Annotated in this window: 20 protein-coding genes; 19 read left to right on the forward strand and 1 reads right to left on the reverse strand. The window is 61.6% G+C overall.

Translation table 11 applies throughout. From position 1 onward, the window contains the following. The first annotated feature begins 49 nt into the window (after positions 1-49). From ACGYLC_RS11030 to ACGYLC_RS11120, 19 genes are all read left to right on the forward strand, one after another. Positions 50-1201 carry an NADH-quinone oxidoreductase subunit E gene (locus ACGYLC_RS11030; protein ID WP_394422987.1) on the forward strand — a complete coding sequence of 384 codons (1152 nt, stop codon included), beginning with the start codon at positions 50-52 and terminating at the stop codon, positions 1199-1201. A 92-nt stretch (positions 1202-1293) separates the two neighbouring features. Further along, a complete protein-coding gene (locus ACGYLC_RS11035; RefSeq protein ID WP_394422988.1) occupies positions 1294-2166 on the forward strand; it encodes a hypothetical protein in 873 nt (290 codons plus the stop codon). An 18-nt stretch (positions 2167-2184) separates the two neighbouring features. Beyond that, positions 2185-2418: a DUF5337 domain-containing protein gene (locus tag ACGYLC_RS11040; protein ID WP_067263425.1), complete on the forward strand. Its 234-nt coding sequence runs from the start codon at positions 2185-2187 to the stop codon at positions 2416-2418. A gap of 5 nt (positions 2419-2423) precedes the next feature. Continuing rightward, positions 2424-3719, forward strand: a complete 1296-nt coding sequence (gene nuoF, locus ACGYLC_RS11045; RefSeq protein ID WP_394422989.1) for an NADH-quinone oxidoreductase subunit NuoF — start codon at positions 2424-2426, stop codon at positions 3717-3719. Between the two features lie 139 nt (positions 3720-3858). Beyond that, positions 3859-4185, forward strand: a complete 327-nt coding sequence (locus ACGYLC_RS11050; RefSeq protein WP_394399795.1) for a hypothetical protein — start codon at positions 3859-3861, stop codon at positions 4183-4185. 120 nt (positions 4186-4305) lie between these two features. Further along, positions 4306-4716, forward strand: a complete 411-nt coding sequence (locus ACGYLC_RS11055) for a DUF5333 domain-containing protein (protein ID WP_394422990.1) — start codon at positions 4306-4308, stop codon at positions 4714-4716. A gap of 4 nt (positions 4717-4720) precedes the next feature. After that, entirely contained in the window at positions 4721-6736 is a 2016-nt protein-coding gene (gene nuoG / locus ACGYLC_RS11060) for an NADH-quinone oxidoreductase subunit NuoG (RefSeq protein WP_394422991.1), read from the forward strand. A gap of 5 nt (positions 6737-6741) precedes the next feature. Continuing rightward, positions 6742-7116, forward strand: a complete 375-nt coding sequence (locus ACGYLC_RS11065) for a hypothetical protein (protein ID WP_067263450.1) — start codon at positions 6742-6744, stop codon at positions 7114-7116. A gap of 6 nt (positions 7117-7122) precedes the next feature. Next, positions 7123-8163 carry an NADH-quinone oxidoreductase subunit NuoH gene (nuoH, locus tag ACGYLC_RS11070; RefSeq protein WP_394399791.1) on the forward strand — a complete coding sequence of 347 codons (1041 nt, stop codon included), beginning with the start codon at positions 7123-7125 and terminating at the stop codon, positions 8161-8163. Position 8164: 1 nt separating this feature from the next. Continuing rightward, positions 8165-8659, forward strand: a complete 495-nt coding sequence (nuoI, locus tag ACGYLC_RS11075) for an NADH-quinone oxidoreductase subunit NuoI (protein WP_067263454.1) — start codon at positions 8165-8167, stop codon at positions 8657-8659. Continuing rightward, on the forward strand, positions 8656-9072 hold the full coding sequence (locus ACGYLC_RS11080; protein ID WP_394422992.1) for a carboxymuconolactone decarboxylase family protein: 417 nt from the start codon (positions 8656-8658) through the stop codon (positions 9070-9072). The genes nuoI and ACGYLC_RS11080 overlap by 4 nt, the downstream gene beginning before the upstream one ends. Beyond that, complete coding sequence (locus ACGYLC_RS11085) at positions 9069-9671, forward strand: NADH-quinone oxidoreductase subunit J (protein ID WP_394422993.1); 603 nt, start codon at positions 9069-9071, stop codon at positions 9669-9671. Before ACGYLC_RS11080 ends, ACGYLC_RS11085 begins: the two co-directional genes overlap by 4 nt. Before the next feature lie 261 nt (positions 9672-9932). Continuing rightward, on the forward strand, positions 9933-10238 hold the full coding sequence (gene nuoK, locus ACGYLC_RS11090; protein WP_007119508.1) for an NADH-quinone oxidoreductase subunit NuoK: 306 nt from the start codon (positions 9933-9935) through the stop codon (positions 10236-10238). Positions 10239-10242: 4 nt separating this feature from the next. Then, on the forward strand, positions 10243-12375 hold the full coding sequence (nuoL, locus tag ACGYLC_RS11095; protein WP_394422994.1) for an NADH-quinone oxidoreductase subunit L: 2133 nt from the start codon (positions 10243-10245) through the stop codon (positions 12373-12375). Beyond that, positions 12375-13937: an NADH-quinone oxidoreductase subunit M gene (locus tag ACGYLC_RS11100; protein ID WP_394399784.1), complete on the forward strand. Its 1563-nt coding sequence runs from the start codon at positions 12375-12377 to the stop codon at positions 13935-13937. Before nuoL ends, ACGYLC_RS11100 begins: the two co-directional genes overlap by 1 nt. A 14-nt stretch (positions 13938-13951) precedes the next feature. Continuing rightward, positions 13952-15397, forward strand: coding sequence for an NADH-quinone oxidoreductase subunit NuoN (nuoN, locus tag ACGYLC_RS11105; RefSeq protein WP_394422995.1), 1446 nt, complete (start codon positions 13952-13954; stop codon positions 15395-15397). A 32-nt stretch (positions 15398-15429) separates the two neighbouring features. Continuing rightward, the gene (locus ACGYLC_RS11110) at positions 15430-16161 is read left to right on the forward strand and encodes a biotin--[acetyl-CoA-carboxylase] ligase (RefSeq protein ID WP_394422996.1); all 732 of its coding nucleotides are present in this window, start codon (positions 15430-15432) and stop codon (positions 16159-16161) included. Positions 16162-16182: 21 nt separating this feature from the next. Beyond that, positions 16183-16959, forward strand: a complete 777-nt coding sequence (locus ACGYLC_RS11115) for a type III pantothenate kinase (RefSeq protein WP_394422997.1) — start codon at positions 16183-16185, stop codon at positions 16957-16959. A 1-nt stretch (position 16960) separates the two neighbouring features. After that, positions 16961-18628 (forward strand): ribonuclease J, encoded by a 1668-nt coding sequence (locus ACGYLC_RS11120; RefSeq protein WP_394399775.1) that lies wholly within the window; start codon positions 16961-16963, stop codon positions 18626-18628. Here the strand turns inward: ACGYLC_RS11120 and ACGYLC_RS11125 are convergent. Further along, positions 18612-19274, reverse strand: coding sequence for a hypothetical protein (locus tag ACGYLC_RS11125; RefSeq protein WP_394399773.1), 663 nt, complete (start codon positions 19272-19274; stop codon positions 18612-18614). The genes ACGYLC_RS11120 and ACGYLC_RS11125 overlap by 17 nt on opposite strands. Positions 19275-19349: the final 75 nt, after the last annotated feature.

Below are 19349 nucleotides of genomic sequence, written 5' to 3' on the forward strand. Positions count from 1 at the left end.
TTTACGCCGGGGGCATCATTGGCCTCCGCCTGACCATAGGTTCGAACTAATGCTCCGCCGTCTACACCCTGACCAGCCCGACAGTTTTGCCTTCACGCCCGCCAACCAAGAATGGGCCGAAGCGCAGATCACCAAATACCCCGAAGGCCGTCAGGCCAGCGCGATCATCCCACTGCTGTGGCGCGCGCAGGAGCAAGAAGGCTGGTTGACCCGCCCGGCGATCGAACATGTCTCGGAAATGCTGGGCATGGCCTATATTCGGGGCCTCGAAGTGGCGACTTTCTACTTCATGTTCCAGCTGCAACCCGTTGGTTCCGTGGCACATATCCAAGTTTGCGGCACCACGTCCTGCATGATTTGCGGGGCCGAGGATCTGGTCGCCGTCTGTAAAGAGCGTATCGCCGCCAAGCCGCATGAGTTGTCGGCGGATGGGCGTTTTTCATGGGAAGAGGTCGAATGCCTCGGTGCCTGTTCCAACGCCCCCATGGCGCAGATCGGCAAGGACTATTACGAAGACCTGACAACCGCGCGGCTGAACGAAATCCTCGATGAGTTGAGCGCCGGGCGCGTGCCCGTGCCCGGGCCGCAGAACGGGCGCTATGCCTCCGAGCCTCTGGGCGGGTTGACCAGCCTTACGGATCACGAAAGCGGGCGCACGCAGTATAACGCCAGCGCGCAGGCAGCGGTCGATATCGGCGATACGGTCAAGCGTATTGATGGCACCGAGGTGCCGCTGCTGACCCCATGGCAGCGCAAGCCGGATGCGCCGCAGCCCGAAACCGTGGAAGAGGTCGAAGCCGAAGAGCCGCGTCCCGCCGAGGGCGAAAGCGCCGATAAGACCGGCGTGACCGAGCAGGAAGCCGAAGCCACGTCAAAGAGCAAACCGCGCTCCAAACGTGACCCCGAGGGCGAGAGTGCCGATGCGGCAAAGGCCGAAACCAGCGCCCCTGCAACGCCCGGTCAAAAGCCTGCGCAGTTGGACGGCCCGCGCGAGGACGGGGCGGATGATCTCAAAAAGATCAAAGGCGTCGGTCCGAAGCTTGAGCAGATGCTTAACGGCATGGGCTTCTATCACTTTGACCAGATCGCCCAATGGGGCCCCGAGGAGGTCGCTTGGGTCGATCAGAATCTCGAAGGGTTCAAAGGCCGCGTCAGCCGCGACAATTGGGTAGAGCAGGCCGCGCGCCTCGCAGAAGAATAAGACGGAGATTAACCACGGGCCAAGGACGGCACCCACACCACCCCGCAGAGCCATAAGCCGCATCGCCCGCATTAAGGGAGAGAAGGACAGTCATGACGGATATTTCGGAACGAGAAGCCTGCACCAAGCGCTGCTGGTGGCTGGGTGCCGGTGTCGGTTTGCTGGTGGCATTCCTGTTGCTGGCCTTTGGCATCTGGGGTCTTTTGATGTCCATTCTGGCCGGTGTGCTGGTGGCGGTGATCGTGGGCTATCTCGCGATGACCTTGCTGTGCAAAGAGGTGCCAGCCGCCGCACCGCAAGACAACACGCGCAGCGCGGCGGCAGCATCGGTTGCAGCGGCGCCGACGGCATCGGGCAGCGTTTCCTCGGCTGTCGGCACGGTCCCCGCCGGTGACGCAGGCATCGGGGCCGCGCGAAAGGCCAGCGCGCCGATTGAGCCTGTGGAAGAGCCAGCGCCAGCGGCGCCTCTGGCCGATACGGCTGCCGTTGAGACCGCCCCGGACCAGGGTGCCAAGGCTGAGGTGGCGGGCGAGGAAGTGCCCGCCGGAGCCCCCGAGGGAACAACGCCAACAGCGCCCGTGGCCGATACGGCTGCCGTCGAAGCCGCGCCGGAACAGGTTGTCGAAGCCGAAGAAGCGCCCGCAGTGGTGACCACCGCGGAAGAGACCGTCGAAACCGCGCCCAAGGGGGCGACAGGTGGCACATCGACCGATGGCAAACCCGCGCTGCTCGACGCGCCGCGTGCGGGCGGGGCGGATGACCTCAAGCGCATTGGCGGCATTGGGCCAAAACTGGAACAGACGCTGAATGAACTGGGCATTTTTCATTTCGACCAGATCGCAGCCCTTGAGGGGGAGGAGATCGACTGGGTCGATTCCCGCCTGCGTTTCAAGGGCCGTATTCGGCGCGACGATTGGATCGGTCAGGCCAAGGCGCTTGCCAGTGACGGCAAAGCCGAGGGCTGATCGGGGTAAGAGAGAGACATGAGCGAAGCCGAAGACAGAGCGCTTGCCCGTAAGGGCCGCACCGCAGGGCTGGTCATTGCCGTGACCATGTGCTTGTGGCTGGCCATGCAATGGGCCGGCCCGGCGCTTGGCCTGCCGGGGCGTTATGCGCTGCTCTTCGACTTTGCTGCACTGGCCGCGCTTTTCTGGGCGATGGTCGTGATATATCAAATGTGGCAGGCCCGCCGGGCCAGCCGTGAGAACCAAAGGTAGGCATCATGCTTCAGGACAAAGACCGCATTTTTACCAACATCTACGGCATGCATGACCGCACCCTGAAAGGCGCGCAGGCGCGCGGCCATTGGGATGGCACCGCCGGGATCATTCAAAAGGGCCGCGATTGGATCGTCGACCAGATGAAAGCCTCTGGCCTGCGGGGCCGGGGTGGCGCGGGCTTCCCCACCGGGCTCAAGTGGTCCTTCATGCCGAAAGAGAGTGATGGCCGCCCTGCCTATCTTGTGGTCAATGCCGACGAATCCGAGCCGGGCACCTGCAAAGACCGCGAGATCATGCGTCACGATCCGCATACGCTCATCGAAGGCTGCCTGATCGCCTCCTTCGCGATGAACGCGCATACCTGTTACATCTACCTGCGCGGCGAATATATCCGTGAGCGCGAGGCGCTTCAGACGGCGATCGACGAGGCCTATGAGGCTGGTCTGGTGGGCAAGAACGCCAGCAAATCGGGCTGGGATTTCGATATCTTCCTGCACCACGGGGCAGGGGCTTACATCTGCGGCGAAGAGACCGCGCTGCTGGAAAGCCTTGAGGGCAAGAAGGGCATGCCCCGGATGAAACCGCCGTTCCCGGCGGGCGCGGGCCTCTATGGCTGCCCGACCACGGTGAACAACGTCGAATCCATCGCCGTGGTGCCGACCATTCTGCGCCGTGGGCCTGAGTGGTTCGCGGGCTTTGGCCGCGCCAACAATGCGGGCACCAAGCTCTTTGCGATCTCGGGTCACGTGAACAACCCCTGCGTCGTCGAAGAGGCGATGTCGATCTCCTTTGAAGAGCTGATCGAGAAACATTGCGGTGGCATCCGCGGCGGCTGGGACAATCTCAAGGCGGTGATCCCCGGCGGCTCCTCGGTGCCGCTGATCCCCGGCAAAGACATGCGCGACGCGATCATGGATTTCGACTACCTGCGCGAACAACGCTCGGGCCTCGGCACGGCGGCGGTGATCGTGATGGACAACTCGACCGATGTCATCAAGGCGATCTGGCGGCTGTCGAAGTTCTACAAGCACGAAAGCTGCGGCCAGTGCACGCCCTGCCGCGAGGGCACCGGCTGGATGATGCGGGTGATGGACCGTCTGGTTTCGGGCGATGCGGAGCCTGAAGAGATCGACATGCTGCTCGACGTGACCAAACAGGTCGAGGGCCACACGATCTGCGCGCTTGGCGATGCGGCGGCTTGGCCGATCCAGGGTCTGATCCGCCACTTCCGGGATGAGATCCAGGATCGGATCAAACACAAGCGCACGGGCCGCGTCAGCGCGGTCGCGGCAGAGTGAAACCCTGCGCGGCGGCGGGCCTCACCGGCTTGACGCTTGGCGCAGGAGCGGCGATAGCGGGCGCGCGTCAGGCGCGTCCGTCCACAACAGGCGCGGGGCGAGTGGCAAGGCCGGGCCCAAGGCGCAGCGGAGTAGGTCTATGAAATATGCTTTGACGGTTCTGACGCTCAGCGCCCTGCTGGCGGGCTGCGCCAATGATGGTGAGCGGATTGCCTTTGACGGGCAGTATTTCAACACCAAGCTGCGCAAGATTGACGGTCAGCGGGATGTCTTTCAGGTGACGGTCAAGGATGCCGGCAAATCCATCGATGGCGCCCGCGCGGCAGCGCGCTATGAGGCCGTGAAATACTGTGTCGGCAACTACGGCAACTCCAAGATCGACTGGACCTTTGGCCCCGATGCCCCGGCAAGCGCGCTGCGGTTCGATGGCGGGGCGCTGACCTTTCAGGGGCGCTGCCCCCAGTGATCGCATCGGCGACATATCGCGGGCCTGCGGGCCTTGGGGGCGGTGATATTGAATATCACGGCCTGCAATCTCCATCTGTCAGACGGGCCGTTCCGGCCCGCTGCATGAAGGAGAATTGATATGCGCACCCTGATGATCGCCGTGATGGGCCTGAGCCTGACCGCCGCCACCGTGACACCGGTCGCCGCAAAACCGCCGCTGCGCGAGGTGGCCGCCATTGACGACGCGCTTTTGGACATGGGCGTGGCCGACATCATCCGCAAGAACTGCCCCGACATCAGCGCGCGGATGCTGCGCGCGGTCAAGATGGCTTGGGACTTGAAAGGTAAGGCGACCGATCTGGGCTACTCCGACGCCGAGATCGACGCCTATATTGATAGTGACGCTGAAAAAGCGCGCATGAGAGCGCGGGGCGCCGCGTTTTTCAAGGCGAAGGGGGTCGATACTTCGGACCCGCAAGGCTATTGTGCGCTCGGACGCGAAGAGATTCAAAAATCGAGCCGGATCGGTTCGTTACTGAAGGCAAAGTGAGCTTATGAGCGATATCCGCAAGATCATCATCGACGGTAAGGAAGTCGAAGTCGAAGGGGCGATGACGCTCATTCAGGCCTGCGAGCAGGTCGGCATCGAAGTGCCGCGCTTCTGTTACCACGAGCGTCTGTCGATCGCCGGTAACTGCCGGATGTGTCTTGTGGAAGTCGTCGGCGGGCCGCCCAAGCCCGCCGCCTCCTGCGCCATGCAGGTGCGCGACCTGCGCCCCGGCCCCGAGGGCCAGCCGCCGGTCGTGAAAACCAACTCGCCCATGGTCAAGAAGGCCCGCGAGGGCGTGATGGAATTCCTGCTCATCAACCACCCGCTGGATTGCCCAATCTGCGACCAGGGCGGTGAGTGCGATTTGCAAGATCAGGCGATGGCTTACGGCGTCGACTTCTCGCGCTACCGCGAGCCCAAGCGCGCGACCGAGGATCTCGATCTCGGCCCGCTGGTCGAGACGCATATGACCCGCTGCATTTCCTGCACCCGCTGCGTGCGCTTCACGACCGAAGTCGCAGGCCAGCACGTCATGGGCCAGACCGGCCGCGGCGAGGATGCGGAGATCACCACCTATCTCGGCGCGCTGATCGACAGCAACCTGTCGGGCAATATCATCGACCTTTGCCCGGTGGGCGCGCTGGTTTCCAAGCCCTATGCCTTCACCGCGCGCCCGTGGGAACTGAGCAAGACCGAGAGCATCGACGTGATGGATGCGCTCGGCTCCAACATCCGCGTCGACACCAAGGGCCGCGAAGTCATGCGCTTTTTGCCGCGCAACCATGACGGCGTGAACGAGGAGTGGATTTCGGACAAGACCCGCTTCGTCTGGGACGGTCTGCGCCGCCAGCGTCTCGACACGCCTTACATCCGCGAGAACGGCAAGCTGCGCAAAGCCAGCTGGCCCGAGGCGCTCAATGCCGCCGCCGCCGCGATGAAGGGCAAGAAATTGGCCGGTTTGATCGGCGATCTGGCCCCGGTCGAAGCCGCCTTTGCACTGAAAGAGCTGATCGAAGGGCAGGGCGGTGTCGTCGAATGCCGCACCGATGGTGCGAAACTGCCCGCGGGCAACCGTTTCGGCTATGTCGGCAACGCGCGGATCGAGGATTTGGACGATGCCAAGATGATCCAGCTCATCGGCACCAACCCCGCCGTCGAGGCGCCGGTGCTGAACGCGCGTATCCGCAAGGCTTGGACCAATGGCGCCGAGATCGGGCTGATCGGCGAAGCGGCTGACCTGACCTATCCGCATCACCATCTGGGCAATGACCGCGCCACGCTCGACAAACTGATGAACAGCGACTTCGACGAAGTGCTGGAGCAGCCTTCGGTGATCGTTGTGGGCCAAGGCGCGCTGCGCGAGGCTGATGGTTCGGCGGTGCTGGCCAAGGCGATGGAACTGGCCGAGAAGACCAAGAGCAAGCTCATGGTTCTGCACACCGCCGCCTCGCGCGTGGGTGCGATGGACATCGGTGCCGTGGCCGAAAACGGCATGGATGACGTGAACGCGGCCGAGGTGATCTACAACCTCGGCGCCGATGAGATCGAGATCGGCCAAGGCCCCTTCGTGATCTACCAAGGCAGCCACGGCGACCGCGGTGCGCACCGCGCCGACATCATCCTGCCGGGCGCGGCCTATACCGAGGAGCCGGGGCTGTTCGTCAACACCGAGGGCCGTCCCCAGCTTGCATTGCGCGCCGGTTTCGCGCCGGGGCAGGCGAAAGAAAACTGGGCGATTCTTCGGGCGCTTTCGGCTGAGATGGGCGCACAACTGAGCTATGATTCCATCGCCGCGCTGCGCCGCAAGCTGACCGAGGCCGTGCCCCATCTGGCGAATGTCGATGAGGTGCCGGAAAACGAATGGAACGCGCTGCCTGCGGGCAAGCTAGGCGATGCGTCTTTCGCGCCTGCGGTGCGTGACTTCTATCTCTCCAACCCGATCGCGCGGGCCAGCCAGTTGATGGCGGAACTGTCGGCACTGGCCGCCGCGCGCCGGGCCGAGCCGATGGCGGCGGAGTGAGAACAATGGCGCTGGCCCCCTTGATGCTACTGGCCGCCTGCGAACCGCAGGTGCCGGTGGCCGAGGACTTTATCCCCGATTACAAGGGGGTCGAAACCCAGCTTTTGGACGGTGATTTGGTGCAATTCAACGTGGCGATGACCAAGGCGCTTTCGGCGCAGGACGTGTCGGACTACGCCGAATGCGCCGCCGCGCAATACACGCTGATCCGGGGCTACGGTTTTGCGCGTCATGTGCGGACAAATGTGAGCGAAGAGGGTGGCATATGGCGGGCAGATGCTGTTTACACAATCTCGCCGAGCCTGCCCAAAGGCTTGAAGACAATTGATGCCGAAGTGACCGCGTTTCAATGCGCGGAACGCGGCATTCCGACGGTGTGAGGACTTATGGCTGATTTCTTTTACAACACCTATCTGGGCATCGGCCTGCTGACGGTCGGGCAGGTGTTGCTGCTGGTCGTGCCGCTGCTGCTGGCGCTGGCCTTCCTCATGTATGCCGACCGCAAGATCTGGGCCGCCGTGATGATGCGCCGCGGCCCCAACGTCGTGGGCGTTTTCGGCCTGCTGCAAAGCTTTGCCGACTTCCTCAAATATATCGTTAAGGAAGTGGTGGTCCCGGCGGGTGCTGACAAGGGGGTCTTCTTCCTCGCGCCGATGATTTCCTTCGTCATGGCGATGATCGCTTGGGCGGTGATCCCGTTTAACGAGGGGTGGATCCTGTCGGACATCAACGTGGCGATCCTCTATGTCTTCGCCGTCTCCTCGCTTGAGGTATACGGCGTGATCATGGGGGGCTGGGCCTCGAACTCGAAATACCCGTTTCTGGGCTCTTTGCGCTCCGCCGCGCAGATGATCTCTTACGAGGTCTCGATCGGTCTGATCATCATCGGCGTGATCCTCTCGACCGGGTCGATGAACTTCTCGTCCATCGTGGCGGCGCAAGACGGCGACTGGGGGCTGCTGAACTGGTACTTCCTGCCGCATTTCCCGATGCTGGTCCTGTTCTTCATCTCGGCGCTGGCGGAGACCAACCGCCCGCCCTTCGACCTGCCGGAAGCGGAATCGGAACTCGTCGCAGGGTATCAGGTGGAATATTCCTCGACGCCCTTCCTGCTCTTCATGATTGGCGAGCTGGTGGCCGTGGTGCTGATGTGCGCGCTGGTGTCGCTGATGTTCTTCGGTGGCTGGCTGTCGCCGGTGCCGTTCCTGCCCGATGGCTTCTTCTGGATGTTCATCAAGATGCTGATGGTCTTCTTCATGTTCGCCATGGTGAAGGCAATCACGCCGCGCTACCGCTATGACCAGCTGATGCGGCTGGGGTGGAAAGTCTTCCTTCCCTTCTCGCTCTTCTGGGTGGTCTTCGTGGCATTCGCTGCAAAATTCGATTGGTTCTGGGGCATCTACGCCCGCTGGACCGTAGGGGGCTGATATGGCTGCGACTGATTACACCCGCGCCGCGAAATATTTCCTGCTGGCGGATTACGCCAAGGCGTTCATGCTGGGGATGCGCTATTTCTTTGCGCCAAAAACCACGCTGAACTACCCGCATGAGAAGGGGCCGCTCAGCCCCCGTTTCCGTGGCGAACACGCGCTGCGCCGGTATCCCAATGGGGAGGAACGCTGCATTGCCTGTAAGCTCTGCGAAGCGATCTGCCCCGCGCAGGCGATCACCATCGACGCCGAAGCGCGCGAAGACGGCAGCCGCCGCACCACGCGCTATGACATCGACATGACGAAATGCATCTACTGCGGTTTCTGTCAGGAAGCCTGTCCGGTTGATGCGATTGTCGAAGGGCCGAACTTCGAATTCTCGACCGAGACCCGCGAAGAGCTTTACTACGACAAGGCCAAGCTTTTGGACAACGGCGAACGTTGGGAAGCCGAGATTGCCCGCAACCTCGAAATGGACGCGCCTTACAGATGAGCGACCCCAAGAACCCTTTTGACGCGATGATGAAGCAGGCGCAGGAAATGGCGAAAGCCTTTCCAGCGATGGATGCTTTTTCGCCAAAAGGGTTCGAGGCGATGATGGGCACCATGCCGAAGGAAATGATGGATTTCTGGTTCGGCGACACGGTCAACAAGGGCGGGCTGGACGCGCGAACGCGGCTGCTTTTGACCCTTGCCGGGCTGACCATGCAGGGCGCGCAGAATGACATGGCCCTTCGTCAAACCGTGCGCCACGCGCGCGAGGCGGGGGCCACGAAACAACATATCGTCGAGACGATCAGCCAGATGTCGGTCTTTGCCGGGCTTCCCGCCATGACCCGGGCCTTGGAGCTGGCGCAATCGGTTCTCGACGAAGACAAAGATACCAAGAAGGAAGACGGCGCATGACGGTCTTTTCATTTTACCTCTTCGCGATCAGCGTCATCACCGGCGGGCTGTTCACGGTGATCAGCCGCAACCCGGTGCATTCGGTGCTCTGGCTGATCCTGTCCTTCCTCTCGGCGGCGGGGCTCTTCGTTCTGCTTGGCGCGGAGTTCGTGGCGATGCTGCTGGTCATCGTCTATGTCGGCGCGGTGGCGGTGCTTTTCCTCTTCGTCGTCATGATGCTCGACGTGGACTTCGCCGAACTCAAGGCCGAGATGGCGCGCTACATGCCGCTGGCCCTGCTGATCGGGTTGGTGATCTTGATGCAATTCGTCATGGCTTTTGGCGCATGGGAGCAGAGTTCGGCGGCGGAAAGCCTGCGGGCCAATGCGATTGATCCCGCGCGGTTCAACACCGAAGCTCTCGGCCTGCTGCTCTATGATCGTTACTTCCTGCTGTTCCAATTGGCGGGTCTGATCCTGCTGGTGGCGATGATCGGGGCGATCGTGCTGACACTGCGTCACCGTAAGGATGTGAAGCGCCAAGACGTGGTGGCCCAGATGATGCGCGACCCGGCCAAGGCGATGGAGCTGCGCGACGTGAAGTCGGGGCAGGGCCTTTAACAAACGGAATTTTTCAAAAATTCCGGGGCCGTTTTCTTTGAAAGAAAACGGCCAAACCAAGAGAGAAAAGGGACGTCGAAATGTCGAGAACAACAATCGTGGTACTGGTCGTGGTGTTGATCGTCGTATTTTTCGGCGGCTACAGCTTTATCGGCTAAAGCTTCGGCAATCCCGGTGGCAGCCGGGGCAAAGTGATACTAAAAGCCCCATCAAATGGGGCGCGACCAAAGCCCATCAAGGGGCGGGAACGTAAGGGACGACATGATCGGACTTGAGCATTACCTGACAGTGGCGGCGACGCTGTTTGTCATCGGCATCTTCGGGCTATTCCTGAACCGCAAGAACGTGATCATTCTGCTGATGAGCATCGAATTGATGCTGCTCGCGGTGAACATCAACCTCGTCGCCTTTTCCAGCTTCCTTGGTGACCTGACGGGGCAGGTCTTTACCCTTTTCGTGCTCACCGTCGCCGCGGCTGAGGCTGCCATCGGCCTCGCCATTCTTGTCTGTTTCTTCCGCAACCGTGGCTCGATCGCGGTGGAAGATGTCAACGTGATGAAGGGCTGAGGCAATGGAAACCACGATCCTATTCGCCCCGCTGGTGGGTGCCATCCTCTGCGGTTTCGGCTGGAAGATCATCGGTGAGAAGGCCGCCCAGTGGGTCGCCACCGGGCTGCTGTTCCTTGCCGCCTTCCTGTCTTGGGTGGTCTTCCTGACGCTGGACGGCCCGGCCGAGCAAATCCAGATTTTGCGCTTTATCGAAAGCGGCACGCTGAGCACCGACTGGGCGATCCGTCTCGACCGTCTGACCGCGATCATGTTGATCGTCATCACCACGGTGTCGAGCCTCGTGCACCTTTATTCCTTCGGCTACATGGCCCATGACGAGAACTTCCGCGATAACGAAAGCTATCGGCCTCGGTTCTTCGCTTATCTGTCTTTCTTCACCTTCGCGATGTTGATGCTGGTGACCGCCGATAACCTCGTGCAGATGTTCTTTGGCTGGGAGGGCGTGGGCGTGGCCTCCTACCTGCTGATCGGCTTCTACTTCCGCAAGCCGTCGGCCAATGCCGCGGCGATGAAAGCCTTTGTGGTCAACCGGGTGGGGGACTTTGCGTTCCTGCTTGGCATCTTTGGCCTTTACATGCTGACGGACTCGATCCGCTTTGACGATATCTTTGCCGCCGCACCCGATCTGGCCGAACAGTCCGTTACCTTCCTGTGGAACGACTGGAACGCGGCGAACCTGATCGCCTTCCTGCTGTTCCTCGGCGCGATGGGTAAATCGGCACAGCTCTTCCTGCACACATGGCTGCCCGACGCTATGGAAGGTCCGACGCCCGTGTCGGCGCTGATCCACGCCGCGACCATGGTGACCGCGGGTGTCTTTCTTGTCTGCCGCATGTCGCCCGTGATGGAATTCGCGCCCGAGGCGATGGCTTTCGTGACCGTGATCGGCGCCACCACCGCCTTTGTCGCGGCGACCATCGGCCTCGTGCAGACCGATATCAAACGCGTCATCGCCTATTCGACCATGTCGCAGCTTGGCTATATGTTCGTGGCCGCAGGCGTGGGCATGTATTCGGCGGCGATGTTCCACCTCTTCACGCACGCCTTCTTCAAGGCGATGCTCTTCTTGGGCGCGGGCTCGGTCATCCATGCGATGCACCATGAGCAGGACATGACCAACTACGGCGGTCTGCGCAAAAAGATCCCCTATACCTTCTGGGCTATGATGATCGGCACGCTGGCGATCACCGGCGTCGGCATTCCGCTCACGCATATCGGTTTCGCAGGGTTCCTGTCGAAGGACGCGATTATCGAGAGCGCTTGGGGCGGTGGGTCGATGTATGGCTTCTGGCTTCTTGTGATCGCCGCCGCGATGACGAGCTTCTACAGCTGGCGCCTGATCTTCCTGACCTTCTTTGGCGCGCCGCGTGGCAACAAGCACACGCATGAACATGCGCATGAAAGCCCGATGGTCATGCTGATCCCGCTTGGCGTTCTGGCGCTCGGTTCGGTCTGTGCCGGGATGATCTGGTACGGCAGCTTCTTTGGTCACGTGGATCAAGTTGGCAAGTTCTACGGCATCCCGATGGCGGAAATGGCCGAAGGCGGCGACGCGCATGTCGAAGGGGCCGAGGAGGATCACGGTGCGACCGGGCCGGTCGATGGCGACCATGGCGCCGATGCGCTGGTCGAAGGCCATCAAGACGCGGGCGCGCATCACGAAGCCTTCGGCGGTGCGCCGGGCGAGGGGGCGCTTTACTTCGCACCCGACAACCATGTGCTGGAAGATGCCCATGCCGCGCCGAAATGGGTTAAGGTCTCGCCCTTCATCGCGATGCTGGCCGGTCTGATCATGGCGCTGTGGTTCTATATCTGGAGCCCGACCGTCCCGGGACGGCTGGCGGCAAACCAACGCCCGCTTTACCTGTTCCTGAAAAACAAATGGTACTTTGATGAGGTTTACGACGTGATTTTCGTGCGTCCTGCCAAAACGATCGGCCGGTTCCTGTGGAAACGCGGCGATGGCACTGTGATCGACGGCACGCTCAATGGCGTCGCCATGGGGATCATCCCCTTCTTCACCCGCCTCGCGGGTAAGGCGCAGACGGGCTATATCTTCACCTATGCCTTCGCCATGGTAATCGGCATCGCCGTTCTGGTGACATGGATGACGATGAGCGGAGGAGCGAACTGATGGATACGCATCTGCTTTCAATCATCACATTCATCCCGGCATTCGCAGCGCTGATACTTGCGGTCTTCCTGCGGGGCGATGATGCCGCCGCCGGGCGCAATGCGAAATGGCTGGCCTTCATCACCACGACGGTCACCTTCCTGATCTCGCTTTTCGTGCTGTTCGACTTCGACCCGTCGAACACCGATTTCCAATTCGTGGATGAGGCCGACTGGCTTTTGGGCCTGAAGTATCGCCTCGGCGTCGACGGCATCTCGATCCTTTTCGTGATGCTCACGACCTTCATGATGCCGCTGGTCATCGCGGCCAGCTGGAACGTGGAGCATCGCGTCAAAGAGTATATGATCGCCTTCCTGCTCTTGGAGACCTTGATGCTGGGCGTCTTCATGGCGCTGGATCTGGTGCTCTTCTACCTCTTCTTTGAGGCCGGCCTGATCCCGATGTTCCTGATCATCGGTATCTGGGGCGGGAAAGAGCGTATCTACGCGAGCTTCAAATTCTTCCTCTACACCTTCCTCGGCTCGGTGCTGATGCTCGTGGCCATGGTGGCGATGTTTACCGAAGCGGGCACCACCTGCATCGGCGGCTGTGAGATCAGCCTGCTCACGCATAACTTCGGCTCCGAAAGCTTCGAGCTTCTGGGCATCCAGATCGTCGGCGGCATGCAGACGCTGATGTTCCTCGCCTTCTTCGCAAGCTTCGCGGTCAAGATGCCGATGTGGCCGGTGCACACCTGGCTGCCCGATGCCCACGTTCAGGCGCCGACAGCAGGCTCCGTGGTGCTGGCGGCGATCCTGCTGAAGATGGGCGGCTACGGCTTCCTGCGTTTCTCTTTGCCGATGTTCCCAGTGGGGGCCGAGGTCATGACGCCGCTGATCCTGTGGATGTCGGCCATCGCCATCGTCTATACCTCACTGGTGGCGCTGGTGCAGCAGGACATGAAAAAGCTGATCGCCTATTCCTCGGTCGCGCATATGGGTTTCGTGACCATGGGCATCTTTGCCGCCAACCAGCAGGGTGTCGATGGGGCGATCTTCCAGATGATCAGCCACGGTTTCATCTCCGGCGCGCTCTTTCTCAGCGTCGGCGTGATCTATGACCGGATGCACACCCGTGAGATCGACGCCTATGGCGGTCTGGTGAATCGGATGCCCGCCTATGCGCTGGTCTTCATGTTCTTTACCATGGCCAACGTGGGCCTGCCGGGCACATCGGGCTTCGTGGGGGAATTCCTGACGCTGATGGCGACCTTCCAAGTGAACACTTGGGTTGCGGCAGTGGCGACGACCGGGGTGATCTTCTCCGCCGCCTATGCGCTGTGGCTCTACCGCCGCGTGGTGATGGGCGATCTGATCAAGGAAAGCCTCAAGGCGATCACCGACATGACCCCGCGTGAGAAATGGATCATTGCCCCGCTGGTGGCGATGACCCTGATCCTCGGCGTCTATCCGGCGCTGGTGCTGGACATGATCGGGCCCTCCGTGGCTGCCCTGATTGAAAATTACGACATGGCGCTGGAGGCGGCTGATACCGCTGTGCAGACCGCCGATGCCTCGCATTAAGAAGGACTTGGCGCATGATATCCGCTGATCTGAACATCATTCTGCCTGAGATCGTCCTTGCTGGCTTTGCCCTGCTTGGCCTTCTGGGCGCGGTCTATACGTCGAAAGACAAGGCCGCCGGGGTGCTCGTCTGGGTGACCGCGGTGGTGATGGTGCTGCTGGCCGGTTGGGTGGCCATGTCCGGGGACGGCACCACCAATATCGCCTTCCACGGCATGTTTATCGACGACACTTTCGCGCGTTTTGCCAAGGTGACGATCCTGCTTTCGGCTGCTGCCGTCTTGGTCATGTCGGAGAACTATATGAAACTGCGCGGATTGCTGCGGTTCGAGTATCCGATGCTTGTGGCCTTGGCTGTTGTCGGCATGATGATGATGGTCAGCGCGGGCGACCTGATGGCGCTTTACATGGGGTTGGAACTGCAGTCTCTGGCGCTTTACGTCGTCGCCTCCCTACGCCGCGACTCGGTCAAATCCACGGAAGCGGGCTTGAAGTATTTCGTGCTTGGCGCGCTCAGCTCGGGCCTGCTGCTCTATGGCGCATCGCTGGTCTACGGCTACGCCGGGACCACGCTGTTTGCGGGCATCATCACCACGGCTCAGACGGGCGGCACTTCGCTTGGCCTGCTCTTTGGTCTGGTCTTCCTGATCTCGGGCCTTGCCTTCAAGGTTTCCGCCGTGCCCTTCCACATGTGGACACCGGACGTTTACGAAGGCGCGCCCACGCCGATCGCGGCCTTCTTTGCCACGGCACCCAAGGTCGCGGCGATGGGTCTCTTTGCCCGCGTGATGCATGACGCCTTTGGTCAGATCGTCAGCGATTGGAGCCAGATCGTCGCGCTGCTTTCGGTCCTGTCGATGTTCTTTGGCTCGGTCGCGGCGATCGGTCAGACGAATATCAAACGTCTGATGGCCTTCTCCTCCATCGCGCATATTGGCTATGCACTGATGGGTCTGGCCGCAGGCACCGCTTTTGGCGTGCAGGCGATGCTGGTCTATATGGCGATCTATGTGACCATGAACCTCGGCACCTTCGCCTTTATCCTGCTGATGCAGAAAGACGGCGCGCCGGTGACCGATATCACCCTGCTCAACATGTATGCCAAGACCAACCCAGGCCGCGCTCTGGCGATGCTGGTGCTGCTGTTCAGCCTTGCGGGCGTGCCGCCGATGCTGGGCTTCTTCGGCAAGTTCTATGTGCTGCGCGCGGCCTATGACGCCAATATGACATGGCTGGCCATCGCGGGCGTGATCGCCAGCGTGATCGGTGCCTATTACTACCTGCGCATCGTCTTTTACATGTACTTTGGTGAAGAGCGTTCGGACACGCTCGACCATCAGAACGGTGGCGTGCTGACCGTGGTGCTGATGGCCTCTGCCGTGATCATGATCGTCGGTATCGCCAATATGTTCGGGGTCGAGGGCGTGGCTGCATCGGCAGCGGCATCGCTGGTGAACTGAGCGGTGCGGCACGAGATCGGCCAGTCCCGCGCATGACCCCTTGGCCGGAAGGCTATGGCCGGCGCGTCTATGACACGCTCGATTCCACCCTCTCAGAGGCGGCGCGGTTACAGCAAGAGCTGACCGCGCCGACTTGGATCTTGGCGCTGGAGCAGACGGCGGCGCGCGGACGTCGGGGCCGGAGCTGGGCCACACCTCGCGGCAATTTCGCAGCCACCCTGATGATGCCGCGCAAAGAGCCTCCGGGCGTTGCCGCGCTGCGTTCCTTCGTTGCCTCGCTTGCGCTCTACCGCGCGTTCGTCGCAGTGACGGGGCGAGAGGATGCTTTTGCCCTCAAGTGGCCGAATGACGTTTTGCTGCGCGGCGGCAAGGTCGCTGGCATCTTGTTGGAGAGCGTAGGTGAGCATCTGGCGATCGGCATCGGCGTGAACCTTGCCCATGGGCCGGAGGCAAGCAGCCTTGAGCCCCGCGCGTTGCCTGCGGTGACCCTGCGCGAAGCGGGGGCGAACGTGAGCGCGGAAGAGTTCCTTGACATGCTTGCGCGGGAATACGCCGGTCTGGAAGAGCAGTTCACGACCTATGGGTTCAGCACGATCCGCAGCGCGTGGCTGGCCCATGCCGCGCGGCTCGGAGAGGTCATCACCGCGCGCACCATGCGCGATGAGATGACCGGCGTTTTTGAAGATGTAGACAGCGCGGGCAATCTGATCCTGCGCACCCGCGACGGCGCGGTGCCCATCACCGCGGCGGACGTGTTTTTCTAAAATCGGGGGAGGGGAGGCACCATGCTTCTGGCAATCGACTGTGGCAACACCAACACCGTGTTCTCTATCTGGGACAAGGATGCGTTCATCGCCACATGGCGCACGTCAACCGAATGGAAACGCACCGCCGACCAATATTACGTTTGGCTCAACACCTTGATGCGGCTTCAGAATATCGACGCCGACATCACCGATATGATCATCAGCTCGACGGTGCCGCGGGTGGTGTTCAACCTGCGCGTTCTCGCGGACCGCTACTTTAACACGCGGCCCTTTGTTGTCGGGAAACCGGGCTGCGCGCTGCCGATCGACGTGCGGGTCGACGAAGGAACGCAGGTTGGTCCGGACCGGTTGGTGAACACCGTGGCAGGCTTTGACCTCTATGGCGGTGATCTGATCGTGGTGGATTTCGGCACGGCCACGACCTTTGACGTGGTGGCCGAAGATGGGGCTTATATCGGCGGCGTGATCGCGCCGGGGGTGAACCTCAGCCTAGAGGCGCTGCACAATGCCGCCGCCGCCCTGCCGCATGTCGATATCTCGAAACCGCAGTCGGTGATCGGCACCAATACGGTGGCCTGTATGCAGTCCGGTGTCTTTTGGGGTTATGTCGGGCTGGTTCGTGAGATATGTGAGCGGATAAGGGCGGAACGTGCAAGACCCATGCGGGTTATCGCCACGGGGGGTCTGGCACCGCTGTTTCAGCAGGCAGTCGACCTGTTCGATGATTATCAAGATGAACTCACGATGCACGGGCTGACCATGATCCACGATTATAATAAGGACAAAGCTGAATAATATGAGCAGCGAACGATTTATCTATCTGCCCCTCGGTGGGGCGGGTGAAATTGGCATGAACGCCTATGTCTATGGCTACGGCAAGCCCGGGAAAGAACGGCTGATCGTCGTCGACATCGGTGTCGCCTTCCCGGACATGGACAGCACCCCGGGCGTCGACCTGATCCTGCCCGACATCACTTGGCTGAAAGAGCGCCGCGACCAGATCGAGGCGATCTTTATCACCCATGCCCACGAAGACCACATCGGCGCCATCGCGCATTCCTATGAGGTGCTGAAGGCGCCGATCTATGCGCGCGCCTTTACCGCCAATATCGCCCGCCGGAAGATGTCCGAACACGGCCACCCCGAGGATGCGGTCACCACCGTCAGCGCATGGCCCGAGCAGATCACCGCAGGTCCGTTCAAAGTGGGCTTCCTGCCGATCTCGCATTCGATCCCCGAATCCTCGGCCATGGTGATCGACACGCCCGAAGGGCGCACGATCCACTCCGGCGACTTCAAGATCGACCGGACGCCGGGCGTCGGCGAAGCCTTTGACGACGCGCTTTGGGCCGATGTTTGCAAAGATGGCGTCAAGGCGCTGATCTGCGACAGCACCAATGTCTTCTCGGCCCATCCCGGTCGCTCCGAAGCCACTGTAGGCCCGGAGATCGAGAAGCTCGTCAGCAGCGCCGAGGGCATGGTCGTCGCCACCACCTTTGCCTCCAACGTGGCGCGGGTCAAAACGCTGGCCGAAGCCGGTGCGCGGGCAGGGCGGTCGATCGTACTCTTGGGCCGTGCGATGAACCGGATGGTCGAAGCCTCGATCCAGACCGGTGTGATGAAAGATTTCCCGCCCGTCATCTCGCCCGAAAACGCCCGCGCGATCCCGCGCGAGAACCTGATGTTGCTGGTCACCGGCAGTCAAGGGGAGCGCCGCGCGGCCTCTGCGCAACTGGCGCGGGGCAAGTATCAGGGGATCGAGTTGAAAGAGGGCGATCTCTTCCTCTTTTCGTCGAAAACCATTCCAGGCAATGAGCGTGGCGTGATCTCGATCATCAACCAGTTCTCGGAAAAGGGCGTCGATGTTGTCGACGACTCCTCGGGCCTCTACCATGTGTCGGGCCATGCCAACCGCCCCGATCTGGAAACGCTCCATGCCATCGTGAAACCGCAGGTTCTGATCCCCATGCACGGGGAGCACCGCCACCTGCGCGAACACGTCAAGATCGCCGATGCCAAGGGCATCACCGGCGTTCTGGCGGTGAACGGCATGATGGTGGACCTGTCGGGCAACCAGCCCAAGGTGGTTGAGCATGTCGACACAGGCCGCATGTATCTGGACGGTTCGGTTCAGGTCGGCGCGCTCGATGGTGTGATCCGCGACCGTATCCGCATGGCGCTGAACGGCCATGCCACTGTGACGCTGATCCTAGATACCGATGACGAGCCTTTGGGCGAGCCTTGGGTCGATCTGATGGGCCTGCCGGAAACGGGCCGCTCCAACGCGCCGCTCGTGGACGTGCTGGAACAAGACCTCAGCCAATGGCTGAACCGTCAGAAAGCCGCCACCCTGCGGGATGACGACAAGCTGAATGACGGTCTGAAAAAGGTCGCGCGCCAGTCGTCCTATGACGAAATCGGCAAGAAGCCCGAAGTCACCGTGGTGGTCAGCCGTCTGAGCTGACCTCCGCGTCACCGCTGCACATATAGACCGCGCCGCCCACCGCGACCACGCTCACCCCCGTGGCCGCAAGGGCGGCGGGGGTCGACAGTGCAGTGGCCAGCGTGCTGCCTGTTGTCGCCAGATTGGCGCTGAGGGCAGATGCCCCTCCCGTCAAAATGAACGCCCCCGATTTATGCGCCACGGCGCGGAGGTTGTCTGGCTGGCTCAGCGTGTCCACAGCGGAGCGTGCGATGTTCTTACTGATCTCGACGGTCTCTTCCTTGGTGGTGTTCACCCGCTCGCAGAAGGTCTTCTTGCAATAGCCGCGATAGTTCCGCGCGCCGGGGATCAGGAAATGCCCGTCTTCGGGGGTGGCGGTCAGGCAATAGCCGTCGATCTGATCCAGCGGCACGGTGGTGGCGAGGTAGTCGAACAGCACCCCGCTATCGCAGGCGGGCGGCGTGCCCCAAAGCTTGCTCCACTTCCGCGCCGGCCAATTCATGAGCCGCTCGCGGGTGCCGACCTCTTCGGCGAAATTGGCGAAATTTTCCGCCTCCACCACAACTTCGGCGCCATTGACCTCGGCCCGGCAGCGTTCGGCGCTGGCGGGGGCGGCGGTAAGGGCGGTCAGGGTAAGGGCGAGGGCGAAGAGGGCGGGGCGCAGCATGATGGTCCTATCTGGTGGGTTTCCCTTCACATAGCACAGACGAAAAAGCCGCCAATCCCGGCAGGGATCGGCGGC

The sequence above is a fragment of the Sulfitobacter sp. 1A12157 genome, assembly GCF_043557345.1.
Lineage (GTDB): Bacteria > Pseudomonadota > Alphaproteobacteria > Rhodobacterales > Rhodobacteraceae > Sulfitobacter.

Bases quoted from the DNA above. Each gene is read 5' to 3' on its own strand.
- ACGYLC_RS11085 (WP_394422993.1), top strand. From the start codon at position 9,069: ATGACGGTCTTTTCATTTTACCTCTTCGCGATCAGCGTCATCACCGGC.
- nuoN (WP_394422995.1), top strand. From the start codon at position 13,952: ATGATATCCGCTGATCTGAACATCATTCTGCCTGAGATCGTCCTTGCT.
- ACGYLC_RS11040 (WP_067263425.1), top strand. From the start codon at position 2,185: ATGAGCGAAGCCGAAGACAGAGCGCTTGCCCGTAAGGGCCGCACCGCA.
- ACGYLC_RS11065 (WP_067263450.1), top strand. From the start codon at position 6,742: ATGGCGCTGGCCCCCTTGATGCTACTGGCCGCCTGCGAACCGCAGGTG.
- nuoK (WP_007119508.1), top strand. From the start codon at position 9,933: ATGATCGGACTTGAGCATTACCTGACAGTGGCGGCGACGCTGTTTGTC.
- ACGYLC_RS11035 (WP_394422988.1), top strand. From the start codon at position 1,294: ATGACGGATATTTCGGAACGAGAAGCCTGCACCAAGCGCTGCTGGTGG.
- ACGYLC_RS11030 (WP_394422987.1), top strand. From the start codon at position 50: ATGCTCCGCCGTCTACACCCTGACCAGCCCGACAGTTTTGCCTTCACG.
- nuoF (WP_394422989.1), top strand. From the start codon at position 2,424: ATGCTTCAGGACAAAGACCGCATTTTTACCAACATCTACGGCATGCAT.
- nuoG (WP_394422991.1), top strand. From the start codon at position 4,721: ATGAGCGATATCCGCAAGATCATCATCGACGGTAAGGAAGTCGAAGTC.
- ACGYLC_RS11120 (WP_394399775.1), top strand. From the start codon at position 16,961: ATGAGCAGCGAACGATTTATCTATCTGCCCCTCGGTGGGGCGGGTGAA.
- ACGYLC_RS11055 (WP_394422990.1), top strand. From the start codon at position 4,306: ATGCGCACCCTGATGATCGCCGTGATGGGCCTGAGCCTGACCGCCGCC.
- nuoI (WP_067263454.1), top strand. From the start codon at position 8,165: ATGGCTGCGACTGATTACACCCGCGCCGCGAAATATTTCCTGCTGGCG.
- ACGYLC_RS11125 (WP_394399773.1), bottom strand. From the start codon at position 19,274: ATGCTGCGCCCCGCCCTCTTCGCCCTCGCCCTTACCCTGACCGCCCTT.
- ACGYLC_RS11110 (WP_394422996.1), top strand. From the start codon at position 15,430: ATGACCCCTTGGCCGGAAGGCTATGGCCGGCGCGTCTATGACACGCTC.
- ACGYLC_RS11100 (WP_394399784.1), top strand. From the start codon at position 12,375: ATGGATACGCATCTGCTTTCAATCATCACATTCATCCCGGCATTCGCA.
- nuoL (WP_394422994.1), top strand. From the start codon at position 10,243: ATGGAAACCACGATCCTATTCGCCCCGCTGGTGGGTGCCATCCTCTGC.
- ACGYLC_RS11080 (WP_394422992.1), top strand. From the start codon at position 8,656: ATGAGCGACCCCAAGAACCCTTTTGACGCGATGATGAAGCAGGCGCAG.
- nuoH (WP_394399791.1), top strand. From the start codon at position 7,123: ATGGCTGATTTCTTTTACAACACCTATCTGGGCATCGGCCTGCTGACG.
- ACGYLC_RS11115 (WP_394422997.1), top strand. From the start codon at position 16,183: ATGCTTCTGGCAATCGACTGTGGCAACACCAACACCGTGTTCTCTATC.
- ACGYLC_RS11050 (WP_394399795.1), top strand. From the start codon at position 3,859: ATGAAATATGCTTTGACGGTTCTGACGCTCAGCGCCCTGCTGGCGGGC.